This is a genomic window from Burkholderia sp. Tr-20390, assembly GCF_017104595.1.
In the GTDB taxonomy this organism is placed as follows: Bacteria; Pseudomonadota; Gammaproteobacteria; order Burkholderiales; family Burkholderiaceae; genus Burkholderia.
The window spans coordinates 1-17448 of sequence record NZ_JAAGPC010000101.1 but is presented as its reverse complement, the minus strand read 5'-3'; the positions used below and the strand labels follow the sequence as shown (position 1 = coordinate 17448).

Genomic DNA, 17448 nt, shown 5'->3' with positions numbered 1-17448 from the left:
TCTTCCTCGCTTCGCTCATGTCCGGATCACGACACCTCGAACGCGCGAACGCGGTCGATCATCTCGGCACCGAACTGGAGATACGCTTGCGCACCGCGCGAGCTGCGGTCGAACACGACGCCCGGCAGCCCGTAACTCGGCGCTTCCGCCAGGCGCACGTTACGCGGAATCACCGCGTCGAACACCTTGTCGCCGAAGTGCGCTTTCAGTTGATCGGAAACTTGCTGCTGCAGCGTGATGCGCGGATCGAACATCACGCGCAGCAAGCCGATGATCTTCAGGTCGCGGTTCATGTTCGCGTGAACCTGCTTGATCGTGTTGACGAGATCCGACAACCCTTCCAGCGCGAAGTACTCGCACTGCATCGGAATCACGACGCCGTGCGCCGCGCACAGCCCGTTCAGCGTCAGCAGCGACAGCGTCGGCGGACAGTCGATCAGCACGAAGTCGTAGTCGTCGGACACGCGCTCGAGCGCAGCCTTCAGCCGGCGCTCGCGGTTGTCGATGCTGATCAGTTCGATCTCGGCACCGGACAGCTCGCGATTCGCGGGCAGCACGTCGTAGGTGACGCCGTCCGGACGGATGCGCGCATCGGTCACCGACACGCCGTCGACCAGCACCTCGTACACGGTCGCTTCGCAAGCAGCCTTGTCGATCCCGCTGCCCATCGTCGCGTTACCCTGCGGGTCGAGATCGATCAGCAGGACTCGTTGCTCCTGCGCTGCAAGGCTTGCGGCGAGATTGACCGATGTCGTCGTCTTGCCGACGCCCCCCTTCTGGTTCGCAACGCAGAAGATCTTTGCCATCGTTGGTGTGTTCCCTTTACCTTCAAACAAACGGCGCGCTACTGCGCGCCGGCCCTTCAATTCGCTTCGTCGACGGCCACTTCGATCAGATGCCGTTCGGCATCGAGCATCGGCACCGCCAGCCGTATCGTCTGCTTCACGCGGCTGCCTTCCGGCAATCGCGCAATCTCGTCGTCCGGATGCACGCCCTTCATCGCCCAGATCGATCCGCCCGGCGCGACCAGATGTCGAGCAAGTTTAACGAAGTCGGATAGATCCGCGAAAGCGCGGGATACGATCATGTCGAATTTTTCCGGCACTTCGACACCCGGCTGCAGCGATTCGACCCGGCCGGTGACCACCGACAGGTTCGCGAGCTTCAGCTCCGCGCGCATCTGAGTCTGGAAGGCAGACTTCTTCTGCACGATATCGTTCAGCGTGACCTGCCAATCCGGCTCGACGATCGCCAGCACGATACCGGGCAACCCGCCGCCCGAACCGACGTCGAGCACGCGGGCCGATGCACGGCCGCGCAGATGCGGGACGATGGAAAGCGAATCGAGGATGTGCTGGATCAGCATCTGCTTCGGGTCGCGGATCGCGGTCAGGTTGTAGACCGCGTTCCACTTGCCGAGCAGCGCGACGTAGTCGAGCAGCTGGTTGAGTTGTGCATCCGTCAGGGTGAGGTCGAGCGCCGTCGTGCCTTCGACGAGCATCTGCTCCAGTACGTCCCGATTAACCGCCGGCGCGCGACGCGCCGTCATTGTTGCGTCGGGACGGCGCCGTCCCCCTGCTCCGTTGCCTCTGCGGCACTGCCATTACGGCGCCCGAGGCCGCGGCGCTTCAGGTGCACCATCAGCAGCGAGATCGCCGCCGGCGTGACACCCGAGATGCGCGATGCCTGCCCGATCGTCTCCGGCCGGAACTCGTTGAGCTTCTGGCTCACCTCGAACGACAGCCCGCGGACTTCGCGGTAATCGATACCGTCCGGCAGGCGCGTGTTCTCGTTCGCGTCGTTGCGTTCGATCTCCGAGGCCTGGCGCTCGATATAGCCCTGATACTTGATGCCGATCTCGACCTGCTCCTTGATCTGCTCGAGCATCACCGGATCGTCGGCCAGCGGCTCTGCGGGGCCGCATTCGCCGCCCTTCAGCCCACACACACCGTCGTAGCTGATACCCGGGCGGCGCAGCAGCTCGGCGAGGCTGTATTCGTGGTCGATCGCCTTGCCGAGGAGCGCGGTCGCCTCTTCCGCCGGCAACGTCTTCGGCGTGACCCACGTCGACTTCAGGCGTTCGGTTTCACGTGAAACAGCGTCACGCTTCCGGCTGAATGCGTCCCAGCGCGCGTCGTCGACGAGCCCCAGTTCGCGGCCGATCTCGGTCAGGCGCATGTCCGCATTGTCTTCGCGCAGGCTCAGGCGATACTCGGCGCGGCTCGTGAACATCCGGTACGGCTCGGCCACGCCGCGCGTCACGAGATCGTCGACCAGCACGCCGAGGTAGGCCTGGTCACGGCGCGGGCACCATGCGTCCTTCTCCTGCACGTAGCGGCCCGCATTGAGGCCGGCCAGCAGACCCTGCGCGGCCGCTTCTTCATAGCCGGTCGTGCCGTTGATCTGGCCCGCAAAGAACAGCCCGTTGATCGCCTTCGTCTCGAGCGACGCCTTCAGCGCACGCGGATCGAAGTAGTCGTACTCGATCGCGTAGCCGGGGCGCAGGATATGCGCGTTCTCGAGGCCGCGCATCGAATGCACAAGCTCGAGCTGGACATCGAACGGCAGGCTCGTCGAGATCCCGTTCGGGTAGAACTCGTTGGTCGTCAGCCCTTCCGGCTCCAGGAAGATCTGGTGCGATTCCTTCGACGCGAACCGGTGAATCTTGTCCTCGATCGACGGGCAATAGCGCGGCCCGACGCCTTCGATCACGCCTGTATACATAGGCGAACGGTCGAGACCACCGCGAATGATGTCGTGCGTACGTTCGTTCGTGTGCGTGACCCAGCACGGCAGCTGCTGCGGATGCTGCTCCGCGCGGCCCAGGAACGAGAAGACGGGAATCGGATCGAGATCGCCCGGCTGCTCGGTCAGCTGCGAGAAATCGATCGAGCGGCCATCGATACGCGGCGGCGTACCGGTCTTCAGGCGGCCCTGCGGCAGCTTCAGCTCCTTCAGGCGCGACGACAGCGACACGGCCGCCGGATCGCCCGCGCGGCCGCCCGTATAGTTGTTCAGGCCGACGTGGATCTTGCCGTCAAGGAACGTCCCGGCGGTCAGCACGACCGCGCGGGCGCGGAAGCGGATGCCGATCTGCGTGACGGCGCCCACCACGCGGTCGCCTTCGACCATCAGGTCGTCGACGGCCTGCTGGAACAGCCAGAGGTTCGGCTGGTTCTCGAGCCGGTGGCGGATCGCGGCCTTGTACAGGATACGGTCGGCCTGCGCACGCGTCGCGCGCACGGCCGGCCCCTTCGACGAATTGAGGATCCGGAACTGGATACCGCTCTCGTCCGTCGCGGCTGCCATTGCGCCGCCCAGCGCATCGACTTCCTTGACCAGATGGCCCTTGCCAATGCCGCCGATCGACGGATTGCAGCTCATCTGCCCAAGCGTTTCGATGTTGTGGGTCAGCAGCAGTGTCTTTGCGCCCATGCGGGCGGACGCCAGCGCGGCTTCGGTGCCGGCATGACCGCCACCGACGACGATGACGTCAAATTCTGTGGGAAAAAGCATGGTGGATTCCGCACGCAGGGCTGCGCACGAACCTATCAGAGAAATGTATGGGGCGAATTATAGCGGGTTCGCTTTTCACCCGAATGCCGTCCGAATGGTAGGGTCTGTGCATTTCGACGATTTTTCGGCGTTGGACCGATGAATCTGTGGTTCTGCGCCTCCGCCTGCGAACAATCCGACCCGCCCTCCGCACATCGTTACGCCTGTGCAGGGATCCATGTGTCGAGAAATTTCACGTGGAACATATAACCCGCTCGAGGCCTGTGTTCCGCCCAATACCCAGGTGAAACACCCTGTGCCCCCTCCCTCACAGAATTTCCGTCGGTACGCTCGACACTTATCCCCTGTGACCCGGCACATCATCATTCTGTGGAACGAGTGGCAGCCAACTCCGGTCGACAAACCGGATCGCCATCTGCGCTGTTGATACCTCCCTCCAACGCCACTGCACAGAGCTTTTGATTGTTCCTCCGGTACTTATCCCCTGGTTGTTAACCGCCGATGCATGGGAGTCAGAGCTTCACCCAAAAACAAAAGCGGCGTGTTTCACGTGAAACACGCCGCCCGTTCCCCACCCACCGCGCCTCCGATCAAGCCGTTTTCTTCGCTAACCCGAGGTAGGTTTCGATCACACGTGGATTCTGCGCGAGTTCCGCTGCCGGCCCTTCCAGCGCAAACTCGCCCGTCTCCAGCACATAGCCGTAGTCCGAGATCTGCAGCGCCGCCCGCGCATTCTGTTCGATCAGCAGCGTCGCCACGCCCGTACCACGCAACGCGCTGATGATATGAAAGATCTCCTTCACGATCAGCGGCGCCAGCCCGAGGCTCGGCTCGTCGAGCATCAGCAGGTCGGGCTTGCCCATCAGCGCGCGGCCAACCGCGAGCATCTGCCGCTCGCCGCCGGACAGCGTGCCCGCTGCCTGCTTGCGCCGCTCCTTCAGCCGCGGAAACAGCGCGAACACGTGATCGAGCTGGTCGAGGAAGTTCGCTTCACCGGCCTGCTTGCGCCGATACGCACCCAGCACGAGGTTGTCTTCGACCGTCATCGTGCTGAACAGCTCACGCTTTTCCGGTACGAGGCACATCCCGCGCGCGACGCGCTGCTCGACCGGCAGGGCACCGACATCGTGACCGCGATACACGACCGCGCCCGAAGCATGCCCGGTCACCGGCAGCGCGCCCATGATCGCGTTCAAAAGCGTCGATTTGCCGGCCCCGTTCGGGCCGATCACGCTGACGATCTGCCCCGCACCAACCTTGATCGCCGCGCCATGCAGCGCCTCGACCTTCCCGTACCGGACCGCCAGCCCGCGCACGTCGAGAATCGGCATCGTCGTGTCCGTCATCACTCCACCCCGCCCAGATACGCTTCGAGCACCGCCGGATCCTGCTGCACGTCCTGCGGCAGCCCTTCCGCGATCCGCGTGCCGAATTCCATCACCACCAGCCGGTCGGTGAGATTCATCACGAAATCCATGTCGTGTTCCACGAGCAACACACTCATGCCTTCCACCTTCAGCCGCCGCAGCAGGTCGGCGAGTTGCTGCTTCTCCTGGTAACGCAGCCCGGCGGCCGGCTCGTCGAGCAGCAGCAGCGTCGGGTCGCAGCACAGCGCCCGTGCGATTTCGAGAATCCGCTGCTGGCCCAGCGCGAGGCTGCCCGCTTCGTCGTACATGTGCTTTTCGAGCCCGACGCGGCGGATCTGCTGGGCGGCCTCGGCCAGCAACTGCGCTTCCTCGTGAGCATTGAGCCGCACGACGCTGCGCCACACGCCCGTATGGCCGCGCAGGTGCGCACCGATCGCGACGTTCTCGAGCACCGTCATCGCCGGCAACAGCTTCACGTGCTGGAACGTCCGGCCGATGCCGCGGCGGACGATCTGGCGCGATGTGAGCCCGTCGATGCGTTCGCCACGGAACGTGATCGTGCCACCCGTCGGCTTCAGCACGCCCGTCACGAGGTTGAACGTGGTCGACTTGCCGGCGCCATTCGGGCCGATCAGCCCGATGATCTGCCCCGCTTTCACGTCGAAGCTGACGTCGTTGACGGCCACGAGGCCGCCGAACTGCTTGCGCGCGTTGTCGACGACGAGCAGCGGCTCGCCGGCCGCGGGCTTCGCGCGTTGCGGCAACGGGTCGGCGTGCTCGGGTACATGCGCACGCGGCCCGCGCGGGAACAGCCTGGCGACGAACGGCCACACGCCCTGGCGGGCGTACTGCAGCAGCAGCACCATCAGCACGCCGAACACGATGATCTCGAAGTTGCCTTCCGAACCGAGCAGCTTCGGCAGCAGCGTCTGCAGGTAGTCCTGCAGCACGGTCAGGATCGCCGCGCCGAGCACGGCGCCCCACACGTGCGACACGCCGCCGACCACGGCCATGAACAGGAACTCGATCCCGTGGTTCAGCCCGAACGGCGTCGGGTTCACCGCACGCTGCAGGTGGGCGTACAGGAAGCCCGAGATGGCCGCGAGCACGGCCGCGTAGACGAAGATCACGACGCGCATCCACGCGGTGTTCACGCCCATCGCCTCGGCCATCACGCCGCCGCCGCGCAGCGCACGGATCGCGCGGCCCGGGCGGCTGTTCAGCAGGTTCTGCACCGACACGATCGCGGCCAGCACGACGGCCCAGATCAGGCAATACAGGCTGCGGCCGCTGTCGAGCGTGATGCCGAACAGGTTCAGCGCCGGAATCCCGTTGATCCCGTCGTACTTGCCGAGCAGTTCGAGATTGCCGAACAGATAGAACAGCGCGAGGCCCCACGCGATCGTGCCGAGCGGCAGGAAGTGGCCGGACAGCCGCATCGTGACCGCGCCGAGCACGAGCGCGACGAGCGCCGTCAGCACGACGCCGACGATCAGCGCGAACCACGGTGACACGCCGTAGCGCGTCGTCAGGAGCGCGGTCGCGTAGGCGCCGATGCCGACGAACGCGGCCTGCCCGAAGCTCGTCATTCCGCCGACGCCCGTGAGCAGCACGAGCCCGATCGCGACGATCGCGTAGAGGCCGATGTAGTTCAGCAGCGTGATCCAGTATTCCGGCACCTGCAGCGCGCCGGGCAGCACCGGCAGCGCGAACAGCACCACGAGAAACACCCAGAAGGTCTTGTTGCGTACCATCGTCTTCATCGTGTCACTCCTCTTCCTCTTCCGCGTGCGGCGTGGCGAAGCTCCGCCACAGCAGCACCGGAATGATCAGCGTGAACACGATCACCTCCTTGTACGCGCTCGCCCAGAACGACGAATACGATTCGAGCACGCCGACGAGCAGCGAGCCGGCGGCCGCGAGCGGATAGCTGACGAGCCCGCCGATGATCGCGCCGACGAAACCCTTCAGGCCGATCAGGAAGCCCGAGTCGTAGTAGATCGTCGTCAGCGGGCCGACGAGGATCCCGGACAGCACGCCGAGCCCCGCCGCGAACGTGAACGCGAGCCGCCCGGCCTCGGTCGTGCCGATGCCGACGAGCCGCGCGCCGAGCCGGTTCACCGACGTCGCGCGCAGCGCCTTGCCGGCGATCGTGCGGCCGAAGTACACGTACAGCGCGCCGATCAGCACGAGCGCCGTCACGACGACCAGGATGCTCTGCACCGACACGGTCATGCTGCCGATCGACAGCGACGCATCCGAGAAGCCGTTGGTGCGCGAGCCTTCCGCGCCGAACATCACGAGCCCGAGACCGACCATCGCGAAGTGGACGGCGACCGACACGATCAGCAGCAGCAACGTCGTGCCTTCGGCGATCGGCTGGTACACGAGCCGGTAGACGAACGGCCCCATCGGCACGACGATCGCGAGCGTCAGTGCGATCTGCGCGAGCATCGGCAGCGGCTGCACGGCGAAGCTGCGCGTGATCGCGAACACCGCGAGCGGCAGCAGGATGTAGCGGCTGCCGAGTGTCGCGAGCGTGCGGCCGAGCTGATGGCGCCGTTCGCGATGCCGGATCAGGCCGCCGACTTCGAGCAGGAAGCACGCGATGCCCATCACGAACAGCAGCCAGCAGGTGGCGGGAAATTTCTGCGCCTGCAACGCGGCAAGCGTCAGCGCACCGTAGGCGACGAATTCGCCCTGGGGAATAAAGATCACCCGCGTGACGGAAAACACCAGCACGAGCGCCAGCGACAGCAATGCATAAATGGCGCCGGTCGTGATGCCGTCTTGCGCGAGGATCGCTGCAATCGAGAGATCCATACGTTTCGTGTATCGAGAATGCTGCGGTGAAACGAAAGACGGGAACGGCCGGGGCGCTCGGGCCGCAAGATCGACGCGTCGGGCGCCACGCAGAGCCCCTGTGGTTCCACACGACATGGGCATGGTCGTGGCCCGTCGGGCCCGGCGCCCTGCCGACGGCATGCACGGCGCCATTCGCGCCGCGCGCGCCGGTTTCACGTGATGCTTACTCGGCCTGCAGCTTCCACTTGCCGTCGACGATCTGCACCATCACGCGCGCACGCGTGTCGAAGCCGTTGTGGTCGGTCGGTGTCATGTTGATCACGCCGTGCGACACGGGCAGGTCCTTCACGTTCTCGATCGACGCGCGCAGCGCCTCGCGGAACGCCTCGGTGCCCGGCTGGCCCTTCTTCAGCGCTTCCGGAATCGCACGCTGCAGCAGCAGCCCGGCATCCCACGCATGGCCGCCGAACGTCGCCAGCGAGCCCGCGCCGTACGCCTTCTCGTACGCGGCCTTGTAGCCGAGCGCCGGCTTCTTCACCGGGTTCGAATCGGGCAGCTGGTCGGTCACGAGCACCGGGCCGGCCGGCAGGATCTCGCCTTCGCAATCCTTGCCGCACACGCGCAGGAAGTCGTTGTTCGCGACCCCGTGCGTCTGGTACACCTTGCCCTTGTAGCCGCGCTCCTTCAGCGTCTTCGCCGGCAGCGCCGCCGGCGTGCCCGAGCCGGCGATCAGCACCGCATCCGGATTCGAACCCATCAGCTTCAGCACCTGCCCCATCACCGACGCGTCGGTGCGGTTGTAGCGCTCGTTCGACACCAGCTTCAGCCCGTTCTTCGCGGCCGCCGCATCGAACGTCTTGTACCAGCTGTCGCCGTACGCATCGGCGAAGCCGATGAAGCCGACCGTCTTCACGCCGTGCTTCGCCATGTAGCCGGCGATCGCGTCGGCCATCAACTGGTCGTTCTGCGGCACCTTGAACATCCATGCGCGTTTCGCGTCCATCGGCGAGATGATCTGGGCGCTCGCCGCGAGCGAGATCGTCGGCGTCTTGCCCTGCGACACGGGGTCGAGCATTGCCAGCGAGTTCGGCGTGACGGACGAGCCGATGATCGCGTCGACGTGATCTTCATCGATCAGCTTGCGCACGTTCTGCACCGCGCGGCTCGTGTCGGATGCGTCGTCGAGCACGATGTACTGCACGCTCTTGCCGGCGATTTCCTTCGGCAGCAGCGCGATCGTGTTCTTTTCCGGAATCCCGAGCGACGCGGCCGGCCCGGTGGCCGACAGCGTCACGCCGATCTTCACCTGCGCCGACGCCGTTGCCGCCGCGCACACGAGGCCCGCGGCGAACACGGCCTCCATCCATCGATTCATCTTCATTTACGTTGTCTCCAAACGCTGCTCGAAAAAGCCTCGGGTCGCTCGGGCGGCTCCCGGTCCCCAAACAAGTTAATAAATTAACTATCTCGCCATACCGCGTCTACGCTCGTTTTCCCGTGAAACACCCCGTCTTCAACGGCACCCGGACGGCACCACGCGCGGACGCACCGGCCGGCGGTCGAAACGGTCGTTCGACCGTCACGATGCGCAGCGGCGGTGTCGTCTGGATGAAGAAAGCGGAGAAAGGCGCGATCGTGCGCGCAATCGATGCGTGCACAACGATCAACGAAAGGCACGTCGATCCGGCCTGATGCGGCCAGGCCCGTGCGCGGCGCATGATCGGGAAGCCGGCCGCTCATGCGAATGCGGATGCGAATATCGACACGGATGCGCACGCAACGACCGGCGATGACGCCGGAACGCGCCTACAGGCCGCAGAACGGCTCGGGAAGGCCGCGGCGACAGCAGCCCAACCCCACGACGAACGAACGGCACCCGCCGCCCTTCCTGCCCCGATCCATCGTCCTGCGCTGCTCATCCAACCGTACTCCCTCTTCTGCATTCTGCTTGTAGGAGAACTGCCGACCGATTTTCCCGACCGCGCGGTCGGCGAAAGCCGAGTGTAACGGACGCGTTTTGCGCACGCCAACCGGGTTAGCCCGAACGGCCGGCGCACGGCTGCGCATCGTTGGCGAACGAATCGTGGGAAAGCGGAAATCTGGAAAACGGGGGGACGCGGCGAAGCGCTGAAGAAGCGCGGTGCGAACGCAAGCGCGGAATACGGCTCCGCGCAGGCCGCTGCACCAACAGCGCAAATCCGTGCACGCAAATGAAAAAGCGCTGTTGGATTCCGTCCAACAGCGCTTTGGGGTCCGGGCACTTTGTGCCTCGATTGTCTCCTCGTTCTCCACCTGCAAATTCGTTTCGCGGTGCATCAGAACTAGGGTGAATCTTAAAGAGGCTTAAGCACCACGACAACTTAGCATTTACCCCTATGGTGCATCGCCGCACGAAAATGGGGCACTAGTCTGCCGCACGGCGCCGGCCCGAGCCCGCTCCTGCGCCCTTCCGGAGCATGCCGGATGGTGCTTCGCATCAACGGCCGGTGACGCGCGCCGCACGCATTCAGGACGCCCTGAGCGGCTTGATCCGCGCGACCATTTCACCGACGATGCCGCGCCGGAATGCGAGCACGCATGCGATGAAGATCAGCCCGGTGACGATCGTCGCCGATTCGCCGAGCGAATGGAACCACGCGACGCCCGTCGTCGACGCGAGCCATTCGCCGATGTCGCCGAGCCGGTCTTCCAGCGCGACGATCAGCGCCGCGCCCAGCAGCGGCCCGAACAGCGTGCCCATCCCGCCGACGAGCGTCATCAGCACGACGAGGCCCGACATCGTCCAGTACGCGTCCGACAGCGTCTCGAAGCCGAGCACGAGCACCTTCAGCGAGCCGGCCAGCCCCGCGATGCCCGCCGACAGGATGAACGCGAGCAGCTTGAAGCGGTCGGTGTCGTAGCCGAGCGAGATCGCGCGCGCTTCGTTCTCCTTGATCGCGACGAGCACCTGGCCGAACGGCGAATGCACGACCCGCACGATGAACGCGCACGCGGCGACCACCACTGCCAGCACGACGTAGTACAGCGCGACGTCGTTCGACAGGTCGAGCAGCCCGAACAGACGGCCGCGCGGCACGCCCTGCAGCCCGTCCTCGCCGTGCGTGAACGGCGCCTGCAGGTAGATGAAGTAGACCATCTGCGCGAACGCGAGCGTGATCATCGCGAAGTAGATGCCCTGCCGCCGGATCGCGAACAGCCCGACGACGAGCCCGAGCAGCGTCGCGGCAACGGTGCCGACCAGCACGCCGAGCTCCGGCGTGAAACCGAGCGTCTGCATCGAATAACCGGTCGCATAGCCGGCGGTCGCGAGGAACATCGCATGGCCGAACGACAGCAGCCCCGTATAGCCGATCAGCAGGTTGAACGCGGCCGCGAACAGCGCGAACGTGAGCACCTTCATCACGAACACCGGATACGCGCCGATGAACGGCGCGGCGAGCAGTGCGGCGAGCAGCACGCCGTAGAGCACTTTTCTCTGCATCATTTTTCCTTGCCGAAGAGGCCCGCCGGGCGGAACAGCAGCACGATCGCCATGATCACGAACACGACCGTGGCCGACGCTTCGGGGTAGAACACGCGCGTGAAGCCCTCGATCACGCCGAGCAGCAGGCCCGTGACGATCGAGCCGAGAATCGAGCCCATCCCGCCGATCACGACCACCGCGAACACGGTGATGATCATCGGCTGGCCCATCAGCGGCGACACCTGGATCACCGGCGCAGCCAGCACGCCCGCGAACGCGGCGAGCGCAACGCCGAAGCCGTAGGTGAGCGTGATCATCATCGGCACGTTCACGCCGAACGCCTCAACGAGCTTCGGGTTCTCGGTGCCCGCGCGCAGGTACGCGCCGAGGCGCGTCTTCTCGATCACGAACCACGTCGCGAGACACACCGCGAGCGACGCGACGACCACCCACGCGCGGTAGTTCGGCAGGAACATGAAGCCGAGGTTGGTGGCGCCGGACAGCTGCGACGGCACGTCGTACGGCTGGCCGGACGAGCCGTAGATCGACCGGAACACGCCTTCGACGACCAGCGTGAGCCCGAACGTGAGCAGCAGCCCGTACAGGTGATCGAGCTTGTACAGCCAGCGCAGCATCGAGCGCTCGATCAGGATCCCGAACGCACCGACCAGCAGCGGCGCGATCACGAGCATCGCCCAGTACGGCAGCCCGAAATACGACAGGCCCATCCACGCGAGCATCGCGCCCAGCATGAACAGCGCGCCGTGCGCGAAGTTGATCACGTTGAGCAGCCCGAAGATCACCGCGAGCCCGAGGCTCAGGATCGCGTAGAACGAGCCGTTGACGAGCCCGAGCAGCAACTGGCTCAGCATCGCCGGCAACGGAATGCCAAAGATTTCCATCGACTTAGCCGTCAGAATGAGTTTCGTTGCGCGCGCAACCTTCATGCAGCGCGTGCGCGGGCGGCGCAGCGGGCACATCGCTGCGGCCGCCACCGAGCGGCGCGCCCGCGCGCGCCGCTACGCCCTGCCTACTTCCACAACGCGCAGCGCGTTTCCTGCTTGGTCCCGAACGCCTGCTCGCCCGGAATCGTCGCGAGCACCTTGTAGTAATCCCACGGCTCCTTCGATTCCGCCGGCTTCTTCACTTCCATCAGGTACATGTCGTGGATCATGCTGCCGTCCGTGCGGATATAGCCCTTCGCGTAGAAGTCGTTGATCTTGATCTTCTTCAGCTCGGCCATCACCTTGTCGGAGTCGGTCGTGCCGGCGGCCTGGACCGCCTTCAGGTAGGTCGTCACCGACGAGTAGTCGGCCGCCTGCAGGCTCGACGGCATCTTCTTCATCTTGCCGAAGTAGCGCTGCGCCCACTGGCGCGACGCCGCATCGCGGTTCCAGTACCAGCTGTCGGTCAGCACCAGGCCCTGCGTCGTCTCGAGGCCGAGGCTGTGCACGTCGTCGATGAACATCAGCAGCGCGGCGAGCTTCATCGTCTTCGTGATGCCGAACTCCTTCGCGGCCTTGATCGAGTTGATCGTGTCGCCGCCCGCGTTCGCGAGGCCGAGGATCTGCGCCTTCGACGATTGCGCCTGCAGCAGGAACGACGAAAAATCCGACGCGGACAGCGGGTGGCGCACCGCGCCGAGCACCTGGCCGCCGTTCGCCTTCACGACGTCCGACGTGTTCTTCTCGAGCGCCTTGCCGAACGCATAGTCGGCCGTCAGGAAGAACCACGACTTGCCGCCCTGCTTCACCACCGCCGAGCCGGTGCCCTTCGCGAGCGCCATCGTGTCGTATGCGTAGTGGACCGTGTACGGCGTGCACTGCTCGTTGGTCAGCGTGTCGGCGCCCGCGCCGATGTTGATGTAGACCTTCTTCTTCTCGGCCGCGACCTGGTTCATCGACAGCGCGGTGGCCGAGTTCGTGCCGCCGACCAGCAGGTCGAGCCCGCCGCGGTCCATCCATTCGCGCGCCTTCGATGCGGCGATGTCGGCCTTGTTCTGGTGATCCGCGTAAACAACTTCGATCGGCTTGCCGAGCACCTTGCCGCCGAAGTCGGCCACTGCCATGCGGATCGCCTCGAGGCCGCCCTGCCCGTCGATATCCGCGTAAAGCCCCGACATGTCGGTGATGAAGCCGATCTTCACGGTATCCGCCGCATGTGCGGCGCCGGCGGTGAGCGCGGCGGTCGCGAGTGCGAGACAGGCCTGTGCGAGGGTCTTCATTTTCATTGACGTCTCCTGTTGTTCTGATGCGTTGTGGTTGTTCGAGGGCCGCCACGGCTAGCGGCAAGGGAAACGGGGCGGCGTCACACCCCGAGCAGGTCGTGCAGGGTCGGCATCTTGCTTTCCAGTTCGGCCGCCTGGAAATGCTCGACGATGCTGCCGTGCTCCATCACGTAGAACCGGTCGGCGAGCGGCGCGGCGAAGCGGAAATTCTGTTCGACCATCACGATCGTGTAGCCGCGCGCCTTCAGCGCGACGATCATCCGCGCGAGCGCCTGCACGATCACCGGTGCGAGGCCTTCGGAAATCTCGTCGAGCAGCAGCAGGTTCGCGCCGGTGCGCAGGATCCGCGCGACCGCGAGCATCTGCTGCTCGCCGCCCGACAGCCGCGTGCCCTGGCTCTGCCGGCGCGACGCGAGGTTCGGGAACATCGCGTAGATCTCGTCGATCGGCATCGCGTGCTCGCGCGGCCCGATCAGCGGCGGCAGCATCAGGTTCTCCTCGCACGACAGGCTCGAGAAGATCCCGCGCTCCTCCGGGCAGTAGCCGATGCCGTAATGCGCGATGCGGTGCGTCGCGAGGCCGATCGTCTCGTTGCCCGCGACCTTGATCGACCCGCTGCGGCGGCCTGTCAGGCCCATGATCGCGCGCAGCGTCGTCGTGCGGCCCGCGCCGTTGCGGCCGAGCAGCGTGACGACTTCACCGCGATGCACCGTCAGGTCGACACCGTGCAATATGTGGGATTCCCCGTACCAGGCCTCCAGGCCCGTGATCTCCAGCGCGGGCGTACCGCTTTCGACGCCGCTCAATTCGCGTTCCTCCCGTTCGCTGTGCTTCATGCGTGCGCCCCCGCGAGCGCCGCGTCGGCGCTGCCCATGTAGGCCTCGATGACGAGCGGATTCTTCGACACTTCCGCATACGAGCCTTCGGCCAGCACCTCGCCGCGTTGCAGGACGGTGATCGTGTCGGAGATGCCCGCGATCACGTTCATGTTGTGCTCGACCATCAGGATCGTGCGCCCGCTCGCGACCTTCTTGATCAGCGCGGTCACGCGATCGACGTCCTCGTGGCCCATCCCCTGCGTGGGCTCGTCGAGCAGCATCAGTTCGGGCTCCATCGCGAGCGTGGTCGCGATCTCCAGCGCGCGCTTGCGGCCGTACGCGAGCTCGACGGTCGGCACCTGCGCGAAATCGGTGAGGCCGACCTGCGTGAGCAGGTCCATCGCGCGGTCGTCGAGCCGCTTCAGCGTGCGTTCGCTGCGCCAGAAATGGAATTCGGTGCCGAGCGCGCGCTGCAGGCCGATGCGCACGTTCTGCAGCGCGGTCAGGTGCGGGAACACCGCCGAGATCTGGAACGAGCGGATGATGCCGCGCCGCGCGACCTGCGCGGGCCGCTCGTCGGTGATGTCGATGCCGTTGAAGACGATCTGGCCGGCCGTCGGCGTCAGGAATTTGGTGAGGAGGTTGAAGCAGGTGGTCTTGCCCGCGCCGTTCGGTCCGATCAGCGCATGGATCGCACCGCGACGCACACGCAGGTTCACGCCGTTGACGGCCGTGAAACCCCTGAATTCCTTGGTCAGTCCGCGTGTTTCCAGAATCGTGTCGCCGAGAATCATGTTCCCTTCCGTACGAAGTCAGGCGAAGCACCGGGAAGATTCGCGAGAAGCGTCCGCGAAACAGGTCAGCGGATGAGCGGGCTGCCCCGGGCGCCGTGTTACGCCTCGAGGGTGGTCTCCCGCGCCGACGCGTATGCACACTGCGCCACATTGTCTCGCCGTTGGTGCAGTGCAATCATCGGGATTTGCACTTATAGGGCTGGCCGCCCTGTCGCACGCGGCTGTGCACGGTTTTGCACGCTGTTTTTTTGACACGTGCATCATCGTGCGTTGACCATCCGCACGGCCCGGCACGCATGCAACAAAAAAGCCGTGCGGCTGCACGGCTTGCATGGATCTTGCGGGACGAACCGGCGGTATTCGCTGCTATCGGCACCACTGCTGCAACAGCAGTTTGTTTCGCATATCGAATCAGCGGGCGTCATCATGACGGCCCGCTGTCGGGCGTGTCAGCGTTCCGTCACGCGGCTGTCACCGCCTGCTCCGTGCGCACCGGCGTCGCTTCGCGCGCCGCGCGGCGATCGGCACGAATCATGTCGCTCGCGCGCTCGGCGATCATCAACGTCGGCGAATTGGTGTTGCCCGATGTAATGAACGGCATCACCGATGCATCGACGATTCGCAGTCCGGCGATGCCGCGTACGCGCAGCCGGCTGTCGACCACCGCGCGCTCATCGTCGGCGCGCCCCATCCGGCAGGTGCCGACCGGATGGAAGATCGTCGTGCCGACGGCGCCGGCCGCCTCGATCAGCTCGGCTTCGCTTCGATACTGCAGGCCCGGCAGGATTTCCTCGGGCCGATAGCGCGCGAGCGCCGGCGCGGACGCGATCCGGCGCGTGAGCCGCAGCGCGTTCGCGGCGACGTGGCGATCGTGGTCGGTCGACAGATAGTTCGGTGCGATCGCGGGCGCCGCGCCCGGATCGGCGCTCGCGATATGCACGCTGCCGCGCGACGTCGGCCGCAGATGGCACACGGACGCCGTAAACGCGTTGAAGCTGTGCAGCGGCTCGCCGAAGCGCTCGAGCGACAACGGCTGCACGTGGTATTCGAGATCGGGGCGCGTGAGCGCGGGATCGTCGGGATCGGATTTTGCGAACGCGCCGAGCTGCGACGGCGCCATCGACATCGGCCCGCGCTGCAGCAACGCATATTCGGCGCCGATCATCAGCTTGCCCCACCAGTGCGCGGACAGCGTGTTGAGCGTGCGCACGCCTTCGACGCGAAACGCCATCCGCAATTGCAGGTGATCCTGCAGGTTTTCGCCGACGCCCGGCAGATCCTGCACGACGTCGATGCCGAGCGCCTGCAGCCGCCGGCCATCGCCGACACCCGACAGTTCGAGCAGCTGCGGCGAATTCACCGCGCCGGACGTCAGCAGCACCTCCGAACGCGCCCGCGCGGCGTAATCCGTGCCGCCGCCGTGGTATTCGACGCCGACCGCGCGCCGACCGTCGAAGATCACGCGCTGCGCCTGCGCGCCGGTGATCACGGTCAGGTTCGGGCGGGCCATCGCGGGCCGCAGGAACGCCTTCGACGTGTTCCAGCGCACGCCGCGCTTCTGGTTCACCTCGAAATAGCCGACCCCGGCATTGTCGCCGCGGTTGAAATCGTCGGTTGCCGGGATGCCTGTCTGCTGCGCGGCCTGCGCGAACGATTCGAGGATCTCCCAGCGCAGCCGCTGCTTCTCGACACGCCAGTAGCCGCCCGCGCCGTGCGCGTCGCTCGCGCCCGCATGGTGATCCTCGCTGCGCTTGAAGATCGGCAGCACGCTGTCCCACGACCAGCCGGCGTCGCCGGTTTCCTGCGCCCAGCTGTCGTAATCCTCGCGCTGGCCGCGCATGTAGATCATCCCGTTGATCGACGAGCAGCCGCCGAGCACCCGGCCGCGCGGATACGACAACGCCCGCCCGTTGAGCGCGGCTTCGGGTTGTGTCTTGTACAGCCAGTCGGTGCGCGGATTGCCGATGCAATACAGATAGCCGACCGGGATGTGGATCCAGTGATAGTCGTCCTTGCCGCCCGCTTCGAGCAGCAGCACGTGGATGTCGGGATCCTCGGTCAGGCGGTTCGCGAGCACGCAGCCCGCAGTGCCCGCGCCGACGATCACGTAATCGAATTCGCCTTCTAGCGTGCGTTGGGTAGTCACGGTTTGTCTCCTGTCACGCGGGGCAACGCCGCGCGTCATTTTCAGCATAGTGCGTCGCGAGCCGCGCTTGCGGCCCCGCGCCACGACCGATGAAGCGTACTCCGGCCGCCGGCCGCCGATCCAATGAGTTATGCTGAACTGCGTTATAAGCTGCGCTCATATCACGACGATGGATCTCACCCTGCTCCGCGCGTTCGCGACGGTCGCGCGCGAAGGCAACCTGACGCGCGCTGCCGCGCAGCTGCACCTGACGCAGCCGGCGGTCAGCCTGCAGATCAAGCATCTGCAGGAAACGCTCGGCGTCACGTTGTA

Annotated in this window: 15 protein-coding genes; 2 read left to right on the top strand and 13 right to left on the bottom strand. The window is 65.6% G+C overall.

All coding sequences use genetic code 11. From position 1 onward, the window contains the following. Positions 1 to 26: 26 nt before the first annotated feature. The 7 genes from G3N98_RS24320 to G3N98_RS24290 all read right to left on the bottom strand — a co-directional run bounded on the left by G3N98_RS24320 (position 27) and on the right by G3N98_RS24290 (position 9069). Positions 27 to 806 carry an AAA family ATPase gene (locus G3N98_RS24320; RefSeq protein WP_089424149.1) on the bottom strand — a complete coding sequence of 260 codons (780 nt, stop codon included), beginning with the start codon at positions 804 to 806 and terminating at the stop codon, positions 27 to 29. A gap of 56 nt (positions 807 to 862) precedes the next feature. Beyond that, positions 863 to 1549, bottom strand: a complete 687-nt coding sequence (gene rsmG, locus G3N98_RS24315; protein ID WP_089424148.1) for a 16S rRNA (guanine(527)-N(7))-methyltransferase RsmG — start codon at positions 1547 to 1549, stop codon at positions 863 to 865. Next, positions 1546 to 3516: a tRNA uridine-5-carboxymethylaminomethyl(34) synthesis enzyme MnmG gene (mnmG, locus tag G3N98_RS24310; RefSeq protein ID WP_089424147.1), complete on the bottom strand. Its 1971-nt coding sequence runs from the start codon at positions 3514 to 3516 to the stop codon at positions 1546 to 1548. The genes rsmG and mnmG overlap by 4 nt, the downstream gene beginning before the upstream one ends. Before the next feature lie 590 nt (positions 3517 to 4106). Further along, positions 4107 to 4862, bottom strand: a complete 756-nt coding sequence (locus G3N98_RS24305) for an ABC transporter ATP-binding protein (protein ID WP_206149436.1) — start codon at positions 4860 to 4862, stop codon at positions 4107 to 4109. Further along, positions 4862 to 6646, bottom strand: coding sequence for a branched-chain amino acid ABC transporter ATP-binding protein/permease (locus G3N98_RS24300; RefSeq protein ID WP_206149435.1), 1785 nt, complete (start codon positions 6644 to 6646; stop codon positions 4862 to 4864). Before G3N98_RS24300 ends, G3N98_RS24305 begins: the two co-directional genes overlap by 1 nt. A gap of 4 nt (positions 6647 to 6650) precedes the next feature. Continuing rightward, complete coding sequence (locus G3N98_RS24295; RefSeq protein ID WP_089424144.1) at positions 6651 to 7706, bottom strand: branched-chain amino acid ABC transporter permease; 1056 nt, start codon at positions 7704 to 7706, stop codon at positions 6651 to 6653. Positions 7707 to 7911: 205 nt separating this feature from the next. After that, positions 7912 to 9069, bottom strand: a complete 1158-nt coding sequence (locus G3N98_RS24290) for an ABC transporter substrate-binding protein (RefSeq protein WP_206149434.1) — start codon at positions 9067 to 9069, stop codon at positions 7912 to 7914. A 335-nt stretch (positions 9070 to 9404) separates the two neighbouring features. Between G3N98_RS24290 and G3N98_RS24285 the strand changes: the two genes are divergently transcribed. Then, positions 9405 to 9695, top strand: a complete 291-nt coding sequence (locus tag G3N98_RS24285; RefSeq protein ID WP_206149440.1) for a hypothetical protein — start codon at positions 9405 to 9407, stop codon at positions 9693 to 9695. Positions 9696 to 10194: 499 nt separating this feature from the next. On the opposite strand, the gene G3N98_RS24280 is transcribed toward G3N98_RS24285, so the two are convergent. The 6 genes from G3N98_RS24280 to G3N98_RS24255 form a co-directional block, all read right to left on the bottom strand. Then, positions 10195 to 11169 (bottom strand): branched-chain amino acid ABC transporter permease, encoded by a 975-nt coding sequence (locus G3N98_RS24280; protein ID WP_175237700.1) that lies wholly within the window; start codon positions 11167 to 11169, stop codon positions 10195 to 10197. Beyond that, positions 11169 to 12053, bottom strand: a complete 885-nt coding sequence (locus tag G3N98_RS24275; RefSeq protein ID WP_089424140.1) for a branched-chain amino acid ABC transporter permease — start codon at positions 12051 to 12053, stop codon at positions 11169 to 11171. Before G3N98_RS24275 ends, G3N98_RS24280 begins: the two co-directional genes overlap by 1 nt. A 128-nt stretch (positions 12054 to 12181) precedes the next feature. Continuing rightward, a complete protein-coding gene (locus G3N98_RS24270) occupies positions 12182 to 13381 on the bottom strand; it encodes an ABC transporter substrate-binding protein (protein ID WP_089424139.1) in 1200 nt (399 codons plus the stop codon). Positions 13382 to 13458: 77 nt separating this feature from the next. Next, positions 13459 to 14214 carry an ABC transporter ATP-binding protein gene (locus G3N98_RS24265; RefSeq protein ID WP_039351472.1) on the bottom strand — a complete coding sequence of 252 codons (756 nt, stop codon included), beginning with the start codon at positions 14212 to 14214 and terminating at the stop codon, positions 13459 to 13461. Next, positions 14211 to 14990, bottom strand: a complete 780-nt coding sequence (locus G3N98_RS24260; protein ID WP_021160426.1) for an ABC transporter ATP-binding protein — start codon at positions 14988 to 14990, stop codon at positions 14211 to 14213. Before G3N98_RS24260 ends, G3N98_RS24265 begins: the two co-directional genes overlap by 4 nt. A 460-nt stretch (positions 14991 to 15450) precedes the next feature. After that, the gene (locus tag G3N98_RS24255) at positions 15451 to 17136 is read right to left on the bottom strand and encodes a GMC family oxidoreductase N-terminal domain-containing protein (RefSeq protein ID WP_206149433.1); all 1686 of its coding nucleotides are present in this window, start codon (positions 17134 to 17136) and stop codon (positions 15451 to 15453) included. Positions 17137 to 17305: 169 nt separating this feature from the next. Between G3N98_RS24255 and G3N98_RS24250 the strand changes: the two genes are divergently transcribed. Beyond that, on the top strand, positions 17306 to 17448 hold a 143-nt coding region (locus tag G3N98_RS24250), incomplete at its 3' end, for a LysR family transcriptional regulator (protein WP_206149439.1).